Source organism: Thalassococcus profundi, assembly GCF_003344785.1.
Taxonomy (GTDB): Bacteria; Pseudomonadota; Alphaproteobacteria; order Rhodobacterales; family Rhodobacteraceae; genus Puniceibacterium; species Puniceibacterium profundi.
Genome location: NZ_QPMK01000001.1, coordinates 438,984 through 457,852, shown reverse-complemented (window position 1 = coordinate 457,852; position 18,869 = coordinate 438,984). Strand labels below are relative to the sequence as shown.

The window sequence follows — 18,869 nt, the reverse complement described above, 5'->3', positions numbered from 1 at the left end:
CGGGATTTGTAGGGTTGCGGCGCAACCGAGGGGGTCACATGAACGCGGTCACGCCGATGATGGCGCAGTATCTGGAGATCAAGGCGCAGTACCCGGATGCGCTTCTGTTCTACCGGATGGGCGATTTCTACGAGATGTTCTTCGACGACGCGGCCGCGGCCGCGGCGGCGCTGGACATCGCCCTGACCAAGCGGGGCAAGCACGACGGTGACGACATCCCGATGTGCGGCGTCCCGGTGCATTCCGCGGAAGGTTACCTGCTGACCTTGATCCGCAAAGGCTTCCGCGTCGCGGTCTGCGAACAGATGGAAAGCCCGGCAGAGGCGAAGAAGCGCGGATCGAAATCGGTGGTCAAACGCGACGTGGTGCGGCTGGTCACCCCCGGCACGCTGACCGAGGAGTCGCTGCTCGAGGCGCGGCGGCACAACTACCTGGCCGCATTGGCCCGTGTCAGAGACGATTGGGCGCTGTCCTGGGCGGATATTTCGACCGGCATGTTTCACGTGATGCCGTTGAGCCGGCCCCGCATCGGCGCGGAACTGGCGCGTCTGGCGCCGAGCGAGATTCTGGTGTCGGACACGGTCGACGAGGAGATGCGCGAAGTCTTTGCCGACCTCGGACTCCTGCCCACGGTGCTGTCGCGCGGGTCTTTCGACTCCACCTCTGCCGAAGCGCGGGTCTGCGGGCTTTTTTCGGTCCAGACGCTGGAAGCTTTCGGACGCTTCGAACGGGCCGAGGTGGCGGCCATGGGGGCGCTGGTCGACTACCTCGACATCACCCAGAAAGGCCGGCTGCCGATCCTGCACCCGCCACGGCAGGACCAGGTGTCGCGGCTCTTGCAGATCGACGCGGCGACGCGGCGGAACCTCGAACTGACGCACAGCCTGCAGGGCGGTCGGTCCGGATCGTTGCTGTCGGTGATCGACCGGACGGTGACCGCGGCGGGTGCGCGTCTGCTGGAACGGCGGGTGTCGGCGCCGTCCCGCGAGCTGGCGGTGATCGGCGCCCGCCAAGAGGCTGTCACCTGGTGCCTGGAGAACCAGGAACAGGCTCTGTTTCTGCGCGATGCGCTGAAACGCGTGCCGGACCTGGACCGGGGCCTGTCGCGGCTTGGGCTGGATCGCGGCGGGCCTCGGGACCTGGCCGCCGTGCGCAATGCCCTGGAACAGGCCGAAACCCTGGCCCGTCAACTGGACGGTCTGGAGCTGCCCGAGCAGCTGACGGAGGCGCGGGACGATCTTGGCGGACACGACGCGCTGATCGCGCTTTTGGACGACGCCTTGATCGCCGAACCGCCGCTTTTGGCCAGGGACGGCGAGTTCATCGCGGCAGGCTACGATGCGGAACTGGACGAGGCGCGGACGCTGCGCGATGAAGGGCGCGGCGTGATCGCGCGGATGCAGGCGGACTACGCCGCGCAGACCGGCGTGAGCTCTCTGAAGATCAAGCACAACAATGTACTAGGCTATTTCATCGAGACGACGGCCACCCATGCGGAAAAGATGCTGTCACCGCCACTGTCCGACACCTTTATCCATCGGCAAACCACGGCGAACCAGGTGCGGTTCACCACCGTGGAGCTGTCCGAGCTGGAAACCAAGATCCTCAATGCGGGCGGGCGGGCCATCGAGATCGAAAAGCGGCTCTATGATAGCCTGAAAGGTGCGGTTCTGGATCGCGGGGCGGAGATTGCCCAGACGGGGCTCGCGCTGGCGGAATTCGATCTGGCCGCCGGTCTTGCAGACCTGGCCGCCGATCTGGACTGGTGCCGTCCGGTCGTGGACGACAACCGGGCCTTTGCCATCGAGGGCGGGCGGCATCCGGTGGTCGAACGGGCGCTGACGGCGCAAGGTGCGGGTCCGTTCATCGCCAACGACTGCGCGCTGGGACCGGAGGGCGACGGCGCAGCGGTTCAGCTTCTGACCGGCCCGAACATGGCGGGGAAATCGACCTATCTGCGGCAGAACGCGCTGATTGCGCTGCTGGCGCAGATCGGGGCCTATGTGCCCGCGCGATCCGCGCATATCGGGCTGGTGAGCCAGATCTTCAGCCGCGTGGGTGCCTCCGATGACCTGGCGCGGGGCCGGTCGACCTTCATGGTCGAGATGGTCGAAACCGCGGCGATCCTGAACCAGGCCGATGACCGGGCCCTGGTGATCCTGGACGAGATCGGGCGCGGCACCGCGACCTATGACGGGCTGAGCATCGCCTGGGCGACCTTGGAACATCTGCACGAGGTGAACCGGGTGCGCGGTCTCTTTGCCACGCATTACCACGAACTGACCGTCTTGGCCGGCAAACTGCCGGGGGTGCGCAATGCCACCGTGGCGGTGAAGGAATTCGAGGGCGAAGTGATCTTTCTGCACGAGGTCCGCGACGGAGCGGCGGACCGCAGCTATGGCGTTCAGGTGGCACAACTTGCGGGGCTACCTCCCGCGGTGATCAAGCGGGCGCGGGACGTGTTGAACCAGCTGGAAAAGGGCGAACGCGAAAAGGCCGCGCCGAAAGCGTTGATCGACGATTTGCCATTGTTTTCGGTGGCCGCGCAGTCCCCTGCCCCGTCGGCGTCGCAGGACCCGTCTGAAGTCGAAACTCGGCTGTCGGCTTTGTCACCGGACGAGATGTCGCCGCGGGAGGCTTTGCAGGCGCTTTACGATCTGAAGGAGTTGCTACGCGGGTAAGGTGGGTTGGAAACCCACCCTACGAGGGGCGCGATCAGGAGGCGGGCATCGAGCTGACGCCGACCTGCGCGGGGCGCAGAAGCCGGTCGTGCAGCATGAACCCTACGGCGGAGACCTGGATGATCTCGCCCGCCTTGGTGCCGGGCACCGGTGCTTCGAACATCGCTTCGTGCTGCTGCGGGTTGAAGCGCTCGCCGACCTCGGGGGTGATCGGCTGGATGCCGTGTTTCTTGAAGACCGAGGTGAGTTCGCGCAGTGTCAGCTCCACACCCTCGAGCAGGGCACCGGAGATCTGTTTCTGCTCTTCGTTGGCGGTGGCAAGTGCGCGCTGCATGTTGTCGTAGACCGGCAGCAGGTCGCGGGCCAGACGGGCGCCGCCGTAATTCTCTGCTTCGCGGCGGTCCTTGTCGGCGCGTTTGCGGGCGTTTTCCGCATCCGCGAGGGCGCGCATGAACCGGTCCTTGAGCTCGTCACGTTCTGCGCGCAGCGCATCGAGTTCGGCCGCTTCGCCGTCGATCTCTGCGATATCGTCCGCATATTCCTCGGCGGTCGCTTCGTCGATATCGTCGAGAAAGTCGTCTTTCTTCGGGTCTGCCATGTTTAACCTCTAACTCCGGTCGGAAATCAGCTTGCCGACCAGTTGTGCCGTGTAGTCCACGATCGGGACAATCCGTCCGTAATTCAGGCGCGTGGGTCCGATCACGCCGACCGCACCGATGATCTTACGATCCGCGTTCATATATGGAGAGACCACCAGAGAGGAACCCGAAAGTGAGAAAAGTTTGTTTTCGGAGCCGATAAATATCCGCACGCCTTCGCCGGATTCGGTCAGTTCCAGAAATTCGGCGATGTCGCGCTTGCGTTCGAGGTCGTCGAAGAGGCTGCGGATGCGGTCGAGCTCTTCCGCCTGCCCGTCGGACGCGAGCAGATTCGCCCGGCCGCGCACGATCAGGCGCTCTGGCTGGTTGGCGTCGTCGTCCCAGACCGCAAGACCCGATTCGACCAGCGCCTGGGCCAGACTGTCGATTTCCTGCCGGCGCTTGCTGATTTCGGCGGCGATGACGGTGCGCAGCTCGGACAGGGTCTTGCCTTCGATGAGCGCGTTGAGGAAATTCGCCGCCTCTCGCATGGAGCTGGGCGTCTGGCCGGGCGGCGGCGCAAAGAGCCGGTTTTCCACGTGGCCGTCGGCGAAGACCAACACCACCAGGGCCCGGTCATGGCCCAGGCTCACGAACTCGATATGCTTGATCGGCGCCTCGTGTTTCGGCGTGAGCACCAACGAGGCGCCCTGCGTCATGCCCGAGAGGGCCGATCCGACACGATCGAGCAGGCCGCCCACGTCCTCGGTGTTGCTGGCAAGGGTGGCGTCCAGCTTTTCGCGATCCGACAGGTCGAGGTCGCGCACTTCGAGCAGCCCGTCGACGAACATCCGCAGCCCCATCTGGGTCGGCACGCGGCCGGCGCTGATATGCGGGCTGTCCAGGAGGCCGAGGTATTCGAGATCCTGCATGACGTTCCGAACGGTCGCCGCCGAGACCTTTTCGCTGAGCGTCCGGGTCAGGCTGCGCGATCCCACCGGTTCGCCGCTTTCCAGATAGCCTTCGACGACCCGGCGAAAGACTTCGCGGGAGCGGGCGTTGAGCTGATCGAAGATATCGCCGCCTTTGGTCATGGTACTCCTTGGGCTGCGGCCATTAAAGGCGCTGGCGCGCAAAGGTCAATCGGGGTTGCGCTTGGGCTCCGTGCCCCTGTATCCCGACGCGGACACGCGAGGAAGGACAGAGCATGAGACCGTCGGGAAGAGATTTAAGCGAAATGCGCGCCGTTTCAATCGAGACGGGGGTGACGAAACATGCCGAGGGCTCCTGCATGATCCGCATCGGCGACACGCATGTGCTGTGTACCGCGACCATCGAGGATCGGGTGCCGCCGTTCATCAAGGGATCCGGGCTGGGCTGGGTGACGGCGGAATACGGCATGCTGCCGCGCTCCACCACCAGCCGGATGCGGCGCGAGGCGACCTCGGGCAAGCAGGGCGGCCGGACGGTCGAGATCCAGCGCCTCATCGGACGGTCGCTGCGCGCGGGCGTGGACCGGGTGGCCCTGGGCGAGCGGCAGATCACCGTCGATTGCGATGTGATCCAGGCCGATGGCGGCACCCGCTGCGCGTCGATTACCGGGGGTTGGGTCGCGCTGCGGCTGGCGGTGAACAAGCTGCTGAAGGCGCGGGAGATCACCACCGATCCGCTGATCTCGCCCGTGGCTGCGGTGAGCTGCGGTATCTATGCCGGTCAGCCGGTTCTGGACCTCGATTATCCCGAGGACAGCGAGGCCGGGGTCGACGGCAATTTCATTCTGCGCGGGGACGGACAGGTGATCGAAGTGCAGATGTCGGCCGAGGGTGCGACGTTTTCGCGGATGCAGATGGGACAGTTGATGGACTTGGCCGAGGCCGGTGCGGCGCAGCTGGTCGCGGCGCAGTTGGCAGCGGTGGCATGACGCGCAAGCTGTCCGAAACGCGACTTCTGGTGGCGACGCACAACCGGGGCAAGCTGGAGGAGATCGACGATTTGCTGGCGCCCTTCGGGGTCGAGGTCGTGGGCGCGGCCGAGATGGACCTGCCGGAGCCCGAAGAGACGGGCACGACGTTTGTGGAGAATGCCCGGATCAAGGCGCATGCGGCGGCGCAGGCGACAGGTCTGCCGGCGCTGTCGGACGACAGCGGGCTCGAGGTCGACGCTTTGGACAATGCACCGGGGGTCTATACGGCGGATTGGGCCGAAACAGGCTCTGGTCGCGATTTCGAGATGGCGATGCGGAAGGTGCACGATCTGCTTGAGGCCAAGGCGGCGCCGGAACCGCGGGTTGCGCGGTTCTGCTGCACCCTGGTACTGGCTTGGCCCGATGGACATGACGAGGTCTTTCCCGGCCAGATCGCGGGACGGCTGGTCTGGCCGATGCGCGGCGATCTGGGTCATGGCTACGATCCGGTTTTCGTGCCGGACGGGTACGAGCAGACCTTCGGTGAAATGGATCGTTGGGCGAAGAACCGCATGTCGCATCGCGCCGACGCCTTCGCGAAATTCGTGAAGGGCTGCTTTGACTGAGGATTGGCGGTTCGGCGGCTTTGGTCTGTATGTGCATTGGCCGTTTTGCGAGGCCAAGTGTCCCTATTGCGATTTCAACAGCCATGTCACCGCGCATGTGGACCAGACCCGCTGGGCCCGTGCACTGGTGTCCGAGGTCGACCGGGTAGCGCGGCTCACGCAGGGACGGGTCCTGAACTCGGTCTTTTTCGGCGGCGGGACACCCAGTCTGATGGCGCCGGAGACGGTTGCGGCGGTTCTCGAAGCTGTGCGGCGGAACTGGACGCTGGCGAATGACGTGGAGATCACCCTCGAAGCCAATCCGCGGTCTGTCGAGGCGGGCAAATTTCAGGGATTTTCCGATGCGGGGGTCAATCGCGTATCGCTTGGTATCCAATCTCTGCGTGACGACGATTTGAGACGCCTCGGGCGGTTGCACAGCGCAGGTGAGGCCCGGAAGGCGTTTGACGTGGCGCGATCGGTTTTCGACCGGGTCAGTTTCGACCTGATCTACGCGCGGCAGGGTCAAAGCCTGGAGGCGTGGGCGGCCGAGTTGCAGGAGGCCATGTCCATGACGGTCGATCACCTGTCGCTCTACCAGCTGACGATCGAGCCCGGGACGGCGTTCTGGGATCGGCAGCGGAGTGGCGGTTTGCGCGGATTGCCGGACACGGATCTGGCCGCGGATATGTACGACATGACGCAGGAGATGACGGCGCGCGCCGGGTTCGGCGCTTATGAAGTGTCAAACCACGCGGCCACCGGCGCCGAATCGCGGCACAACATGATCTATTGGCGCCAAGGCGACTATGCCGGGATTGGTCCCGGTGCGCACGGACGGCTGACCCTTGCGGGGACGCGGATGGCGACCGAGGCGCTTCATGCGCCGGGCGCGTGGTTGCATGCTGTGGAGAACGCTTCCGACTTTGAGACAGTGACCGTCTTGTCCCAGAAAGGTCAGCTTAGCGAACACATCATGATGGGTCTTAGGTTGACCGAGGGACTAGATATAGAAAGATTGGAGCGATTTCCCGACATTCCGCTCAACGAGCAGGCCGTCAGCGAGCTGGAAGCGCTCGGCATGCTCTGGCGACGGGAGGGACGGTTGGGGGCGACGATGCAGGGCCGTCTTGTCCTGAACTCCGTCATCGCCGAACTGATGCCGGATTAGCGACTTGTGCTGAGCAGCATGCAGAGCGCGTCGAGCTGTTCCAGTGTGTCGTAGGAGATGGTGACACGACCGGATTCGTGCCCCGGCTTGTGATCGACCGACACACGCATGCCTGTCGCCGCGGACAGATCGTTTTCAAGCGCCTTGGTGTCGGCGTCCTTTTCGAACGTGTAGCCGCTGGTCTTTTTCTTCTGAGCCGGGGTTTCTCCGGTTGCCGCTGTCTTGGCCAGCTTTTCCGCTTCTCTGACCGACAGGCTGTTCTTGACGATCTTTTTGGCCAGGCTTGCCGGATCCGGCGCGGTGATAAGCGCCCGTGCGTGGCCTGCGCTCAGCGTGCCGGTGCTGACCATGGACTGCACCTCTTCGGGAAGGTTGAGCAGACGCATCAGGTTTGCGATATGGCTGCGGCTTTTTCCCAAGGCTTCGGCGAGCTTTTCCTGGGTATGGCCGAACTTGAACATCAGCTGCCGGTAGCCTGCCGCTTCTTCGATGGCATTCAGATCGGCGCGCTGAATGTTCTCGATGATCGCGACTTCAAGGACCTCGGTGTCGTTGAAATCCCGGACAAGCACAGGCAGTTCGTGCAGCTTTGCCATCTGCGCGGCGCGCCACCTGCGTTCGCCGGCGACGATTTCGTAGGCGTCTTCGATGGTCGGGTGCACACGGACGATCAAGGGCTGAATAACACCCTTGGTGCGGATCGAATCCGCGAGTTCGGCCAGATGTTCTTCGGTAAAGCTTCGGCGCGGCTGATCGGGGTTCGGATGGATGCGTTCGACCGGAACTTGCCGGTCGGGACGTCGGGGCGCGGCTTGCGGGTCGTCGGTGCGGACCGACGGCTCCACATCGGCCATGAGTGCCGACAGGCCACGGCCCAGTCCACGGCGTGCGTCCTTTTTCTCTGCCATCTCGATCACCTCTTTGCTTATGCCGCGATTTTCGCGTTTTTCTTGACCAGTTCCCGAGCCAGTGCCCGGTAGGCCAAGGCTCCGCGCGATGTGGTATCATAGGTGAGGACCGGTTGCGCGTAGGACGGAGCTTCGCTGACCCGCACGTTGCGGGGAATGACCACGGAAAAGACCAGGTCTCCGAGGTTGTTGCGCGCATCAGCCTCTACCTGCTGGGACAGGTTGTTGCGGGCATCGTACATGGTGAGAACCACACCTTCGATGCGGAGTTTCGGATTGGCTGTCTGGCGCACTTCGCGGATGGTCAACATCAGTTGTGACAGACCTTCCAATGCGAAGAATTCGCTTTGCAGTGGAACGAGAATCGAATGCGCGGCGACCATGGCGTTGACGGTCAGCAGGTTCAGGGACGGCGGGCAATCGATCAGGATGAAATCCAGCGCAAAGCTGTCGATATCCGTCTGTCGCAACGCATCATGCAGAAGAAAGCTGCGTTTTTCGTTCGACATAAGCTCGATATCCGCTGAGCTCAGATCCACGGTGGCCGGGATGAGCGAGAGGTTCGGAACGGCGGTCGATTGGATCACATCGGCAAGGTCGATATCTTCAAGGAGAAGTTCATAGGTTGTGAACTCCCGATCGCCCGGTTCGATGCCAAGACCGGTGGAGGCATTGCCCTGGGGGTCGAGATCGACGATCAGGACGCGGTGACCCAATTCGGCCAAGGCGGCGCCAAGATTGATGGTTGTGGTGGTCTTGCCCACACCGCCTTTCTGATTTGCCACGGCGATGATTTTTGGCGTTTCGGGGCGCGTGGGATCAGACATATGAGAGATCTCCGATTTCCAGAACGACAGCGTTATCTTCGGTGATACTTTTATGCGACTTGCACGAAAAGGACCATTGGCCTTGCGCATCGGAAATCTCTTTTTTCCAGGTTTCGCCTTTCAGAAACAGCGCGGTTCCGTCGGGTGAGAGGTGCCGATGGGTCCATGTCAGAAGTTTGTCCAGATTTGCAACGGCGCGGGCACTGATAACGTCTGCATCAAGAGGTTCCAGAGCTTCGATACGCGCGTTCATAACCGACGCTTCGGCTTCCGTTTCCCGGATGATGCTGCGTAGAAAAGTCGCTTTCCGGGTATCGGATTCCACCAGGGTAACGTGGAGGTCAGGTGCCAGTTGCTTTGCGAGGATCGCGATCACCAAACCCGGAAAGCCCCCGCCGCTGCCCAGGTCCACCCAGTGCAAGGCGTTCCGGGGCATATGATGGAATAGCTGGGCGGAATCGATCAGGTGGCGCTCTCTCGCATCGGTCAGCGTCGATCTGGAGACCAGGTTGATTTTGGTGGTCCATTTCTCCAGCAACTTCTGGAAAAGCTCCAAACGCTCGATTGTTTCACGTGAAACACTCAGGCCAGCAAACTCCATCGTCAACCGGCTTTTCGCGCGTTGTGGCGCAGTCTGGCCAGGATCAAGGTCAATGCGGCCGGGGTCATCCCTTCGATCCTGCTCGCTTGTGCTACACTGTGCGGACGGACGTATTCAAGCTTCAACCGAAGTTCCGACGAGAGGCCGCTGAGCTCCGCATAGTCGAAATCGGATGGGATCGTCAGGGATTCATCCTTTTTCAGCGCCTCGACATCCCGTTTCTGCCGAGCGATGTAGTTGGCGTACAAAGCGTCTCGGCCCAGCTGCGCCTGAATATCTTGATCGATCTCAGCCAGACCCGGTCGCGCCTCCGCCAGCCGTTCAAAAGTCACGTCCGGAAAGGACAAAAGCTGGAACGCCGTTCGTTTTGCGCCATCCTTGCTGACCTGCACACCCATGTTCTGGACCTCACGCGGCGTAAACACAGCATGATCCAGCCTGCCCCTCGCCGTTTCAAGCCGCTCCGCCTTCTGTTCGAACAATCGCTTTCGCCTCTCGGAAACGCACCCGAGTTCGATGGCCAACGGGGTCAGTCTTTGATCGGCGTTGTCCGCTCGCAGGGACAATCGGAATTCAGCACGCGACGTGAACATACGATACGGCTCGCTGACACCACGGGCGGTCAAATCGTCGACCATGACGCCGATGTAACTGTCGGAGCGGCTGAAGGTCACCGATGGCCTATCCAAAGCAGCGCTGGCGGCGTTCAACCCGGCCACCAACCCTTGCGCCGCCGCTTCTTCGTACCCGGTTGTCCCGTTGATTTGTCCAGCCAGAAACAGGCCCGGGACAGATTTGACAGCCAGACGAAGATCCAGACTTCTGGGATCGATGTAATCGTATTCGATCGCGTAACCCGGTTGCAGAATGTCTGCCGACTCCAGTCCCGCAATGGAGCGAACGTACTCTTCCTGAACCGACTGAGGCAGAGAGGTCGATATCCCGTTCGGATAAATAGTCGAGTCGTCCAGTCCTTCCGGTTCGAGGAAGACTTGGTGTGACTCCTTTTCCGAGAAGCGTACGACCTTGTCCTCGATCGACGGGCAATAGCGCGGCCCGACTCCGTCGATCATACCTCCATACATCGCGGATTTTTCAAGGTTCTGGCGAATGATGTCATGCGTACGCGCGTTGGTATGAGTGATACCACAAGAGATTTGGCGCGCCGATGGCTGCGTGTTGAGAAATGAAAACATCACAGGGTCATCATCCCCCGGCTGCGAATCCAACGCAGACCAGTCGATTGTCCGTCCATCGAGCCGCGGCGGCGTGCCCGTCTTCAGACGTCCAAGACGGAAGCCAAAGTCGTCAATACGTTCCGCAAGCCGAACAGAAGGCCTGTCCCCCATGCGTCCGCCGGGAAATGACCTGTCGCCGATATGAATGAGACCTCGAAGGAATGTACCTGTGGTCAGGACCACTGACGCCGTGGTCAATTGATCGCAATCGTTCAGCACCACGCCGACAACCCGATCACCTTCCATCACGAGGTCGGTCACCTCACCCTCGACGATCTCGAGGTTTTCGCGCGCCTCTGTCAGGGCCAGCATTTCCCGGCGATAGATTTTGCGATCGGCTTGTGCTCTGGGGCCTTGGACAGCAGGTCCCTTACGCCGGTTCAGCAGCCGGAACTGTATCCCGGCGGCATCGGCCACAACGCCCATCGCCCCGTCCATGGCGTCAATTTCCCGAACCAGATGACCTTTTCCCAACCCGCCGATCGCCGGGTTACAGGACATCACACCAATTCCGGAGCGCGTCAAAGTAACCAAAGCCGTTTTTGCGCCCATGCGGGCCGCAGCATGCGCGGCTTCTGCGCCTGCATGACCGCCACCGACCACAACGACATCAAACATGCGATGTTTCACGTGAAACAATCCTATTTCCCGAGGCAAAAGTTGGAAAAGATCTCGTCCAACAAGGCTTCGACATCCATGTCGCCAATCAGGGCACTCATGCGGCGCGCTGCAGTCCGAATCTCCTCTGCCGTCATATCATAAAACTCCGGTCCTTGCGCAACCATATCCAAAGCCGCATCCAGGGCGTCTCGTCCTTCGAGAAGAGCTGCCCGATGCCGTTCGCGGGTCACGAGGCTGGCATTCAGGGTCATCTCCCCCAGCCGCTCGGTGATCTCCTGAATCAACCTGTCGATCCCGAAGCCGGTTCGGCCCGAAATGCCCAATCGGTGCGCGCCTGCATCATCTTTTGCAATCCTGAGGATGTCGATTTCCTCCCGACCTTCGGGCAGCGCGGCTTCGCTGGCGATAAGATGAACCCGCAAATCCGCGGTGCCTGCGCGCTCCCGCGCGCGTTTCACACCAATCGCCTCGACAGCGTCAGTGGTGTCCCGCAGACCGGCGGTATCAAGCAAGGTCACCGGCACTCCGCCAAGGTCCATGCGTACCTCGATGACATCCCGGGTTGTCCCCGCAACATCCGATGTGATCGCCGCTTCGCGTCCCGCCAGCGCGTTCAGCAAGGTCGACTTCCCGACATTCGGCGCGCCGATGATCGCAACTTCAAACCCCTCACGAATGCGTTCCGCACGCCGCATCCCCGTCAGTTCGTCCGAGATCCGGGTGCGGACGCGGGTCAGCAAGGCACCAACCTCCGGTGTCACATCCGTCGGCACCTCTTCGTCGGCGAAATCAATCACCGCCTCCAACAAGGAGGCGGCACGCACCAAATCCTGCCGCCATTCGCGAACGCGCGCACCCAGATCGCCGGACAGCACCCGCAGCGCCTGCTTCCTCTGAGATTCGGTCTCGGCCTCGATCAAGTCCGCAAGCCCTTCGACCTGCGTCAGGTCCAATCGCCCGTTTTCCAGTGCGCGCCGCGTGAATTCCCCCGGTGCGGCGGAACGCAAGTCGGACATGTCCGCCAGCTCACTCAGTACCGCACGAATGACGGCAATGCTTCCATGCAAATGCAGCTCGACCACGTCTTCGCCTGTGAAGCTGCTGCCGTCTTCAAACGTCAGAACCAGAGCTTCGTCCAGGAACACGCCCTCCGCGCTCTGCAAACGCCTCACGGATGCGCGCCGCGCATCGGGAACCGGCACATCGCTCAACCGTTGCAAAGCCGCCGTCGCCGACGGCCCGGAAATCCGGACCACCGCAACGCCGGATTTCCCCTGCGCCGTCGCCAGGGCAAAGATCGTTTCCATAGCTGCCCCTTTCAGGTCAGGTGTTCATGGAATCGAAGAATTCGGAATTCGTCTTGGTCTGCTTGAGTTTGGAAATCAGGAACTCGATCGCGTCGGTCGTGCCCATCGGGTTCAGAATCCGACGCAGCACAAAAGTCTTCTGCAGATCCCCCTTCTCGACCAGAAGCTCTTCCTTCCGCGTTCCGGACTTGAGGATATCCATCGCCGGGAACACGCGCTTGTCGGCCACCTTCCGGTCCAGCACGATCTCGGAGTTGCCGGTCCCCTTGAACTCTTCAAAGATGACCTCGTCCATGCGGCTGCCCGTATCGACAAGCGCCGTGGCGATGATCGTCAGCGACCCGCCTTCCTCGATATTCCGCGCAGCACCAAAGAATCGCTTCGGCCGCTGCAACGCGTTCGCATCGACGCCACCGGTCAGAACCTTTCCCGAAGACGGCACGACGGTGTTGAAAGCCCTACCAAGTCTTGTGATGGAATCCAACAAGATCACAACATCTCGCTTGTGCTCCACCAGGCGCTTCGCCTTCTCGATCACCATCTCCGACACCGCGACATGCCGCGTTGCCGGCTCGTCGAAGGTCGAGGACACAACCTCGCCTTTCACCGATCGCTGCATGTCCGTGACTTCCTCCGGCCGCTCGTCGATCAGCAGGACGATCAGATAGACGTCGGGATGGTTCTTCTCGATGCTCGCCGCGATGTTCTGCAAAAGAACGGTCTTGCCGGTTCTCGGCGGTGCCACGATCAGCGACCGCTGACCTTTACCAATCGGTGCCACCAGGTCGATGATCCGTGCCGACCGATCCTTGATCGTCGGATCTTCGATTTCCATCTGCAACCGCTCGTCCGGATAAAGCGGCGTCAGGTTGTCAAAGGCGATCTTGTGCCGCGCCTTCTCCGGATCCTCGAAATTGATCCCCGCCACGTCCGTCAGCGCGAAATAGCGCTCGTCATTCTCCGGCGCCCGCATCTCGCCCTCGATCGTGTCTCCGGTGCGCAGAGAAAACTTCCGGATCATCTCGGGAGAGACATAGATATCGTCCGGACCCGGAAGATAGTTGGCCTCGGGCGACCGCAGGAACCCGAATCCGTCCTGCAGGACCTCCAGGACACCGTCGCCGAAAATCTGCCAGCCTTCATCCGCCCGCTCACGCAGGATCTGGAACATCATCTCGCCCTTGCGCATGGTCGAGGCGTTCTCGATCTCCAGTTCCTCGGCCATGGACAAAAGGTCCTTGGGACTCTTCGCCTTGAGATCGGACAGGTTCAGCTTTTCAGTGGTCATCGCACATCCTTGCCGCCCCACTTGGGGAGCGCATCGTCGGTCTTCATCGGGAAACATCGCTTTCGGACGAAAGCCCTAGTCGTGTAGCCATCCCGGCCCGTCCTGTCAATCGCGCCGGCCATCCCGCCCGCAAGGCTCGGGGCCGGCTTAAAAAAAGAAGATAAAAATAAGAGATGATGAAGAGTCTGGGCGCCGGCTTCCTCGGGATAACTTTGCTGTCCCGTCCTTTTCCACACCCGACAGTCCTGTGGACGGATCGGTGCAGAAAAACCGGCACAGATCGCCGGGGTTTCCGCCAGGGTCTTGCAAATGCGCGATTTCCATCCCGAGATCGCTTATCCGAGGTCCGAGGATACTCATCTTGACAACCGGGCACACCAAAGGCTGTCCGCATCCCGCCGTTTATCCCAATGCACAGGCGAACGAATCCGGCGTGGTCCGGGACAAGTCCCGCTTTTGTCCCGTGGCTTGCAATGACGGGGCTTTTTCCTCAGAACGGTAGCCAGTCGGCCACCAGGCTTTTCAACGGGTTTTTCCACATGCCGCAAGAGCTCATTCTGGCCTCCGGCTCCGAGATCAGGGCGAAGTTGCTCACCCAGGCATGCATCCCGCACCGAATCGATCCGGCCCGAATCGATGAAGAGGCCGTACGCGCGGCGCTCGAGGCCGAGGAGGCCAAGCCCCGCGACATTGCCGACACCCTTGCCGAACTCAAGGCCCGCAAGATCAGCGACAAACACCCCGAGGCGACGGTGCTGGGCTGCGACCAGGTCCTGGCGCTCGGCAACACGGTCTTCGGAAAAGCCGCCGACCGCGAGGAGGCCTTCGAGCATCTTTCGCGGCTCAGCGGGCAAACCCACATGTTGCTATCCGCGGCGGTGATCGTCGAAGCGGGACAACCCACTTGGCGGCATGTCGGCGTGGTGCGCCTCACCATGCACAGCCTGTCCCGGGACTTCATCGAGGGCTATCTCGACCGAAACTGGCCGGACGTGCAAAGCTCCGTCGGCGGCTACAAGATCGAAGGCGAAGGAGTGCGTCTCTTCTCCCGCATCCAGGGCGACCATTTTTCCATCCTCGGCCTGCCCCTGCTCGAATTCATGAACCACCTCATCCTCAAGGGAGAGCTCGCCTCATGAGCCTGACCCGCATTCCCCTCGCCGGCGTGATCGGCTCTCCCATAGCGCATTCCAAATCGCCCCGGCTGCACGGACACTGGCTGCGGAAATACGGGCTCGCCGGTCACTACGTGCCGATGGATGTCGCGCCGGAAAAGCTCGGCCAGGCGCTCGCCATGCTGCCGGAACTTGGCTTCGTCGGCGTGAACATCACCATCCCCTACAAGGAAACGGTGATGGAGCTCGCCGATCTGGTCACCGACCGCGCCACGCTGATCGGCGCCGCGAACACGCTGATCTTCCGCAAGGACGGCAAGATCCATGCGGACAATACGGACGGCTATGGTTTCATCGAAAACCTGCGCCAGTCCGCCCCGCACTGGGCGCCCGCGTCCGGGCCGGCGGTCGTGCTGGGCGCCGGCGGTGCCGCGCGCGCCGTCATCGCCTCTCTGCTCGATGTCGGCGTGCCGCAGATCCTGCTCAGCAACCGGACCCGCATCCGAGCCGACAAGCTGCGCACCGATTTCGGCCACCGGGTCACGGTCGTCGAATGGGTCCAGGCCGGCAACGTGATGGAGGATGCCGCGACGGTCATCAACACCACTTCACTCGGCATGGTCGGCAAGCCGGAAATGCGCGTGCCGCTGGATGGCCTGCGCCCCGGCACGGTCGTGAACGACCTGGTCTATACCCCGCTCGAAACCCGCCTGCTCCGGGTTGCGGCGGAACAGGGATGCACCGTTGTCGACGGTCTGGGCATGCTGCTGCACCAGGCGGTTCCCGGCTTCGAACGCTGGTTCGGCCAGCGTCCGCAGGTCGACGAGGCTCTGCGCGCCGCCGTCCTGAGATGACGTTCCGTCTCGGTCTCACCGGCTCCATCGGCATGGGCAAATCGACCACGGCGGCCATGTTCGCAGACGCCGGATGCGCCGTCTGGGACGCGGATGCCGCGGTGCACCGGCTCTACACGCCGGGAGGCGCGGCTGTCGCGCCTTTGCGTGCCGCTTTCCCCGATGCCATCGACGCGACCGGCGCCGTGTCGCGGGACAGGCTGCGCCAGATCATTTCCGCCGACCCGACGGCGCTGCGCAGGATCGAAGAGATCGTGCATCCGCTGGTGCAGCAGGATCGCGCCGCCTTTGCCGCAGCCCATGCGGACGCGATCTGCGTTTTCGACATTCCCCTGCTCTTCGAGACCGGCGCAGAAACCGAGATGGATGCCGTCGCATGTGTCTCTGTTGCACCCGAAGTCCAGAGAAAACGCGTTCTCGCGCGCGGCACGATGTCGGAAGACCAATTTGGGCAGATCCTTGCCAAACAGATGCCGATCGCCGAAAAACGGGCCCGATCCGACTACGTTATCGAAACCGACACGCTTGAGCATGCCCGCGCCCGGGTGCAGGATGTGATGGCGGATATCGAAAGGCGGCTGGCCGATGCGTGAAATCGTTCTCGACACCGAAACCACCGGGTTCGATCCCGAATCCGGCGACCGGATCGTCGAAATCGGTGCGGTGGAGCTTTTCAACCACGTGTCCACGGGCCGCACCTATCACCAGTATATCAACCCCGAACGCACCATGCCGCAGGAAGCCTTCGAGGTGCACGGCCTCGGCGACGACTTCCTCCGCGACAAGCCGGTCTTCGCGAAGATTGCCGATGATTTTCTGGCGTTCGTGCAGGATTCGAAACTGGTGATCCACAATGCCAGCTTCGACATGAAGTTTCTCAACGCCGAACTCGGCTGGCTGAAAAAGCGCCAGTTGCCGATGGACCAGGCCGTCGACACACTCGCCATCGCGCGCAAGAAATTTCCCGGCTCGCCGGCCTCGCTCGACGCGCTCTGCCGGCGTTTCGGCATCGACAACGCTGCGCGGACCCTGCACGGCGCGCTTCTCGATTCCGAGATTCTGGCCGAGGTCTATCTTGAGTTGATCGGCGGCAAGCAGCCGGATTTCGGCCTGAATGTCGATCAGGGCCGCAGTTCTTCCGAGACAGGTGCAGCGGACTGGCGCCCGTACAAGAGGCCCGAACCGCTGCCGCCCCGGATCACGGAATCGGAAAAGGCGGCGCATGCCGCCTTTGTCAAAAAGCTCGGGGAAAAATCCCTATGGAAAGCCTGACCGGTCAGGCGCTTGCGGAATCGTCCGCGGGCACCGTGGCCGCCTGACGACGCATCATCTCGTTGCGGTACAGCGACACGAAATCGATCGTCTCGAGGTTCAGCGGCGGGAAGCCGCCGTCCCGCGTCACGTCGGCGACGATCCGGCGCACAAAGGGAAACAGCATGCGCGGGCATTCGATCAGCAGGAACGGATGAATCTGCTCGTCCGGCACGTTCTCGATGTGGAAGACACCACCGTATTCCAGTTCCATCAGGAACAGCTGATCGCCGCTGCCCTTGGCCTTGCTGTCCACCTTGAGCTTCATCACCACTTCGAACTGGTGATCCGGCGTCCGCTTGCGCGCATCCAGATTGACCTGGACCTGGACGTCCGGCTGCGTCTCGCCGCCGGTGCCCTTCTGGGCCAGGATATTTTCGAACGACATATCGCGGATGAATTGCGCCAGGACGTTCATCTTGATCTGCGGCGCCTGGGCTGCGTCGGCTGCCCCGTTCGTGGTGGTATCGGACATTGGGTCACTCCCTTGGGATCACGGTCGCAAAACTGTTAGCAGCATGATCTTCAGGCCTCAATGCTTGGTCCAGCCGGAACCGGGGTGCGTCGGTCGCTTTTCTGGCGGCAGTTCCTCGAATTCGCCTTCGATCACGTCGCCGTCCCGCGGATGAACGGGACCGCGGCGCGGCCCGCGCGGTCCCTGCGACGACGGGCCGCTGCCCATCTCGAACCGCTGCACCTTCACATGCTTCCGCAGGTAGCGGAACACCGCGACCCGCACAGGCGGCATCAGCAAGGCAAAACCCAGCGCATCGGTGAAAAAGCCCGGCGTCAGCAGAAGCACCCCGGCAATCAGGATCATCGCCCCATGTGCCAGAGGTTCCGTCGGATCGCTCAATTCTCCGAATGTTCTGCGGATGTTGTTAATCGCCATGGCACCCTGCGTCCGGACCAGCCAGGTGCCGATGATGGCGGTCAGCACCACGACAAGGAGCGTGGGCCAAAGCCCGATCAGGCCGCCCACCTGGATGAAGAGCGCGATTTCGATCAGCGGTACCGCCAGGAACGCTACAAACAACCACATTTTTTCTCTCCTTCATCCTGGGGCGTATCACGCCGGCCTAGGTGGACTCGTCCATTCCTAGCACCTACATAAGAACGTAAGCGCAAGAATGAAACGCATGCCCCCAACGTGAGGTCCCGATGAACTCCCCGATTTTGCAACTGCTGGTCCTGGCCGGGATCGCCGTTTTCCTGATCCTGCGTCTGAAAAGCGTCCTCGGCACGCGCGACGGGTACGAAAAACCGCCCGCCCCCGCCCCCGGTCCCGCCAACGCACCGCGCCGCGACTTCGAGGTGATCGAGGGGGGGCCGGATCACGACATCAACGACCACGTGCCCGCCGGAAGTCCCGAGGCCGAGGCGCTGGCCAAGATGAAACGGGCCGAACCCAGCTTTGGCGTGGCGGATTTTCTAGGCGGCGCACGCGGCGCCTACGAGATGATCCTGATGGGGTTCGAGCGTGGCGAACTGGCCGAGATCAAGCCCTTCCTGAGCGAGGATGTCTACGAAACCTTCGCCGAGGTGGTCGAGGCCCGCGAAGCGCAGGGCCTCACCATCGAAGCGGAGTTTGTCGGCATCCGCGAGATGTCGCTCCATGATGCCACCTTCGACGACGACACCCGGCTGGCAGAGTTGACCGTCAAGTTCGTCGGCGAACTGACGTCCGTGGTCCGCGACCGGTCCGGCGAGGTGATCGAGGGCAGCCCGACGTCGCCCAAGAAACAGAAAGATGTCTGGACCTTCGCGCGTCACATGGGCAGCGACGACCCGAACTGGCAGCTCGTCGCCACCGGCGAATGATCGGACGGCTCGGTGTTGCGCTGACTGCGGGGATTCTGGC

Annotated in this window: 19 protein-coding genes; 9 read left to right on the top strand and 10 right to left on the bottom strand. The window is 62.3% G+C overall.

The genetic code is table 11. The features are described from left to right. Positions 1 to 38: 38 nt before the first annotated feature. A complete protein-coding gene (mutS, locus tag DU478_RS02095; protein WP_233501082.1) occupies positions 39 to 2,681 on the top strand; it encodes a DNA mismatch repair protein MutS in 2,643 nt (880 codons plus the stop codon). A gap of 34 nt (positions 2,682 to 2,715) precedes the next feature. On the opposite strand, the gene DU478_RS02090 is transcribed toward mutS, so the two are convergent. Further along, positions 2,716 to 3,279, bottom strand: a complete 564-nt coding sequence (locus tag DU478_RS02090) for a nucleotide exchange factor GrpE (RefSeq protein WP_114509264.1) — start codon at positions 3,277 to 3,279, stop codon at positions 2,716 to 2,718. Between the two features lie 9 nt (positions 3,280 to 3,288). Next, entirely contained in the window at positions 3,289 to 4,353 is a 1,065-nt protein-coding gene (gene hrcA, locus DU478_RS02085; protein ID WP_114509263.1) for a heat-inducible transcriptional repressor HrcA, read from the bottom strand. A gap of 113 nt (positions 4,354 to 4,466) precedes the next feature. On the opposite strand from hrcA, the gene rph reads away from it, so the two are divergent. From rph to hemW, 3 genes are read left to right on the top strand one after another with little or no spacing between them, the layout of a single operon-like run. Continuing rightward, the gene (gene rph, locus DU478_RS02080) at positions 4,467 to 5,180 is read left to right on the top strand and encodes a ribonuclease PH (protein WP_114509262.1); all 714 of its coding nucleotides are present in this window, start codon (positions 4,467 to 4,469) and stop codon (positions 5,178 to 5,180) included. Then, positions 5,177 to 5,788 (top strand): RdgB/HAM1 family non-canonical purine NTP pyrophosphatase, encoded by a 612-nt coding sequence (rdgB, locus tag DU478_RS02075; protein WP_114509261.1) that lies wholly within the window; start codon positions 5,177 to 5,179, stop codon positions 5,786 to 5,788. The genes rph and rdgB overlap by 4 nt, the downstream gene beginning before the upstream one ends. After that, positions 5,781 to 6,938, top strand: a complete 1,158-nt coding sequence (hemW, locus tag DU478_RS02070; RefSeq protein ID WP_114509260.1) for a radical SAM family heme chaperone HemW — start codon at positions 5,781 to 5,783, stop codon at positions 6,936 to 6,938. The genes rdgB and hemW overlap by 8 nt, the downstream gene beginning before the upstream one ends. Here the strand turns inward: hemW and DU478_RS02065 are convergent. Genes DU478_RS02065 through rho form a run of 6 tightly spaced genes read right to left on the bottom strand, consistent with a single transcriptional unit; the run spans position 6,935 to position 13,728 of the window. After that, complete coding sequence (locus DU478_RS02065; RefSeq protein WP_114509259.1) at positions 6,935 to 7,846, bottom strand: ParB/RepB/Spo0J family partition protein; 912 nt, start codon at positions 7,844 to 7,846, stop codon at positions 6,935 to 6,937. The two genes, hemW and DU478_RS02065, sit on opposite strands and share 4 nt — an antisense overlap. A 17-nt stretch (positions 7,847 to 7,863) precedes the next feature. Further along, entirely contained in the window at positions 7,864 to 8,673 is an 810-nt protein-coding gene (locus DU478_RS02060) for a ParA family protein (protein WP_114509258.1), read from the bottom strand. Further along, a complete protein-coding gene (rsmG, locus tag DU478_RS02055; RefSeq protein WP_114509257.1) occupies positions 8,666 to 9,274 on the bottom strand; it encodes a 16S rRNA (guanine(527)-N(7))-methyltransferase RsmG in 609 nt (202 codons plus the stop codon). The genes DU478_RS02060 and rsmG overlap by 8 nt, the downstream gene beginning before the upstream one ends. A gap of 2 nt (positions 9,275 to 9,276) precedes the next feature. Continuing rightward, positions 9,277 to 11,151, bottom strand: a complete 1,875-nt coding sequence (gene mnmG / locus DU478_RS02050) for a tRNA uridine-5-carboxymethylaminomethyl(34) synthesis enzyme MnmG (RefSeq protein ID WP_114509256.1) — start codon at positions 11,149 to 11,151, stop codon at positions 9,277 to 9,279. A gap of 2 nt (positions 11,152 to 11,153) precedes the next feature. Further along, the gene (gene mnmE / locus DU478_RS02045) at positions 11,154 to 12,440 is read right to left on the bottom strand and encodes a tRNA uridine-5-carboxymethylaminomethyl(34) synthesis GTPase MnmE (protein WP_114509255.1); all 1,287 of its coding nucleotides are present in this window, start codon (positions 12,438 to 12,440) and stop codon (positions 11,154 to 11,156) included. A gap of 16 nt (positions 12,441 to 12,456) precedes the next feature. Continuing rightward, entirely contained in the window at positions 12,457 to 13,728 is a 1,272-nt protein-coding gene (gene rho, locus DU478_RS02040; RefSeq protein ID WP_114509254.1) for a transcription termination factor Rho, read from the bottom strand. Positions 13,729 to 14,267: 539 nt separating this feature from the next. On the opposite strand from rho, the gene DU478_RS02030 reads away from it, so the two are divergent. The 4 genes from DU478_RS02030 to dnaQ are packed head-to-tail and all read left to right on the top strand — an operon-like array spanning position 14,268 to position 16,969. Beyond that, entirely contained in the window at positions 14,268 to 14,867 is a 600-nt protein-coding gene (locus tag DU478_RS02030; RefSeq protein ID WP_114509252.1) for a Maf family protein, read from the top strand. After that, positions 14,864 to 15,697, top strand: coding sequence for a shikimate dehydrogenase (locus tag DU478_RS02025; RefSeq protein WP_114509251.1), 834 nt, complete (start codon positions 14,864 to 14,866; stop codon positions 15,695 to 15,697). The genes DU478_RS02030 and DU478_RS02025 overlap by 4 nt, the downstream gene beginning before the upstream one ends. Beyond that, the gene (coaE, locus tag DU478_RS02020; protein ID WP_114509250.1) at positions 15,694 to 16,290 is read left to right on the top strand and encodes a dephospho-CoA kinase; all 597 of its coding nucleotides are present in this window, start codon (positions 15,694 to 15,696) and stop codon (positions 16,288 to 16,290) included. Before DU478_RS02025 ends, coaE begins: the two co-directional genes overlap by 4 nt. After that, entirely contained in the window at positions 16,283 to 16,969 is a 687-nt protein-coding gene (gene dnaQ, locus DU478_RS02015) for a DNA polymerase III subunit epsilon (protein ID WP_114509249.1), read from the top strand. Before coaE ends, dnaQ begins: the two co-directional genes overlap by 8 nt. Before the next feature lie 4 nt (positions 16,970 to 16,973). On the opposite strand, the gene secB is transcribed toward dnaQ, so the two are convergent. Both secB and DU478_RS02005 read right to left on the bottom strand, forming a co-directional pair. Then, positions 16,974 to 17,483: a protein-export chaperone SecB gene (gene secB / locus DU478_RS02010; RefSeq protein WP_114509248.1), complete on the bottom strand. Its 510-nt coding sequence runs from the start codon at positions 17,481 to 17,483 to the stop codon at positions 16,974 to 16,976. Positions 17,484 to 17,540: 57 nt separating this feature from the next. Next, entirely contained in the window at positions 17,541 to 18,050 is a 510-nt protein-coding gene (locus tag DU478_RS02005) for an FxsA family protein (protein WP_114509247.1), read from the bottom strand. A 119-nt stretch (positions 18,051 to 18,169) separates the two neighbouring features. On the opposite strand from DU478_RS02005, the gene DU478_RS02000 reads away from it, so the two are divergent. Beyond that, complete coding sequence (locus DU478_RS02000; protein ID WP_114509246.1) at positions 18,170 to 18,829, top strand: Tim44/TimA family putative adaptor protein; 660 nt, start codon at positions 18,170 to 18,172, stop codon at positions 18,827 to 18,829. Positions 18,830 to 18,869: the final 40 nt, after the last annotated feature.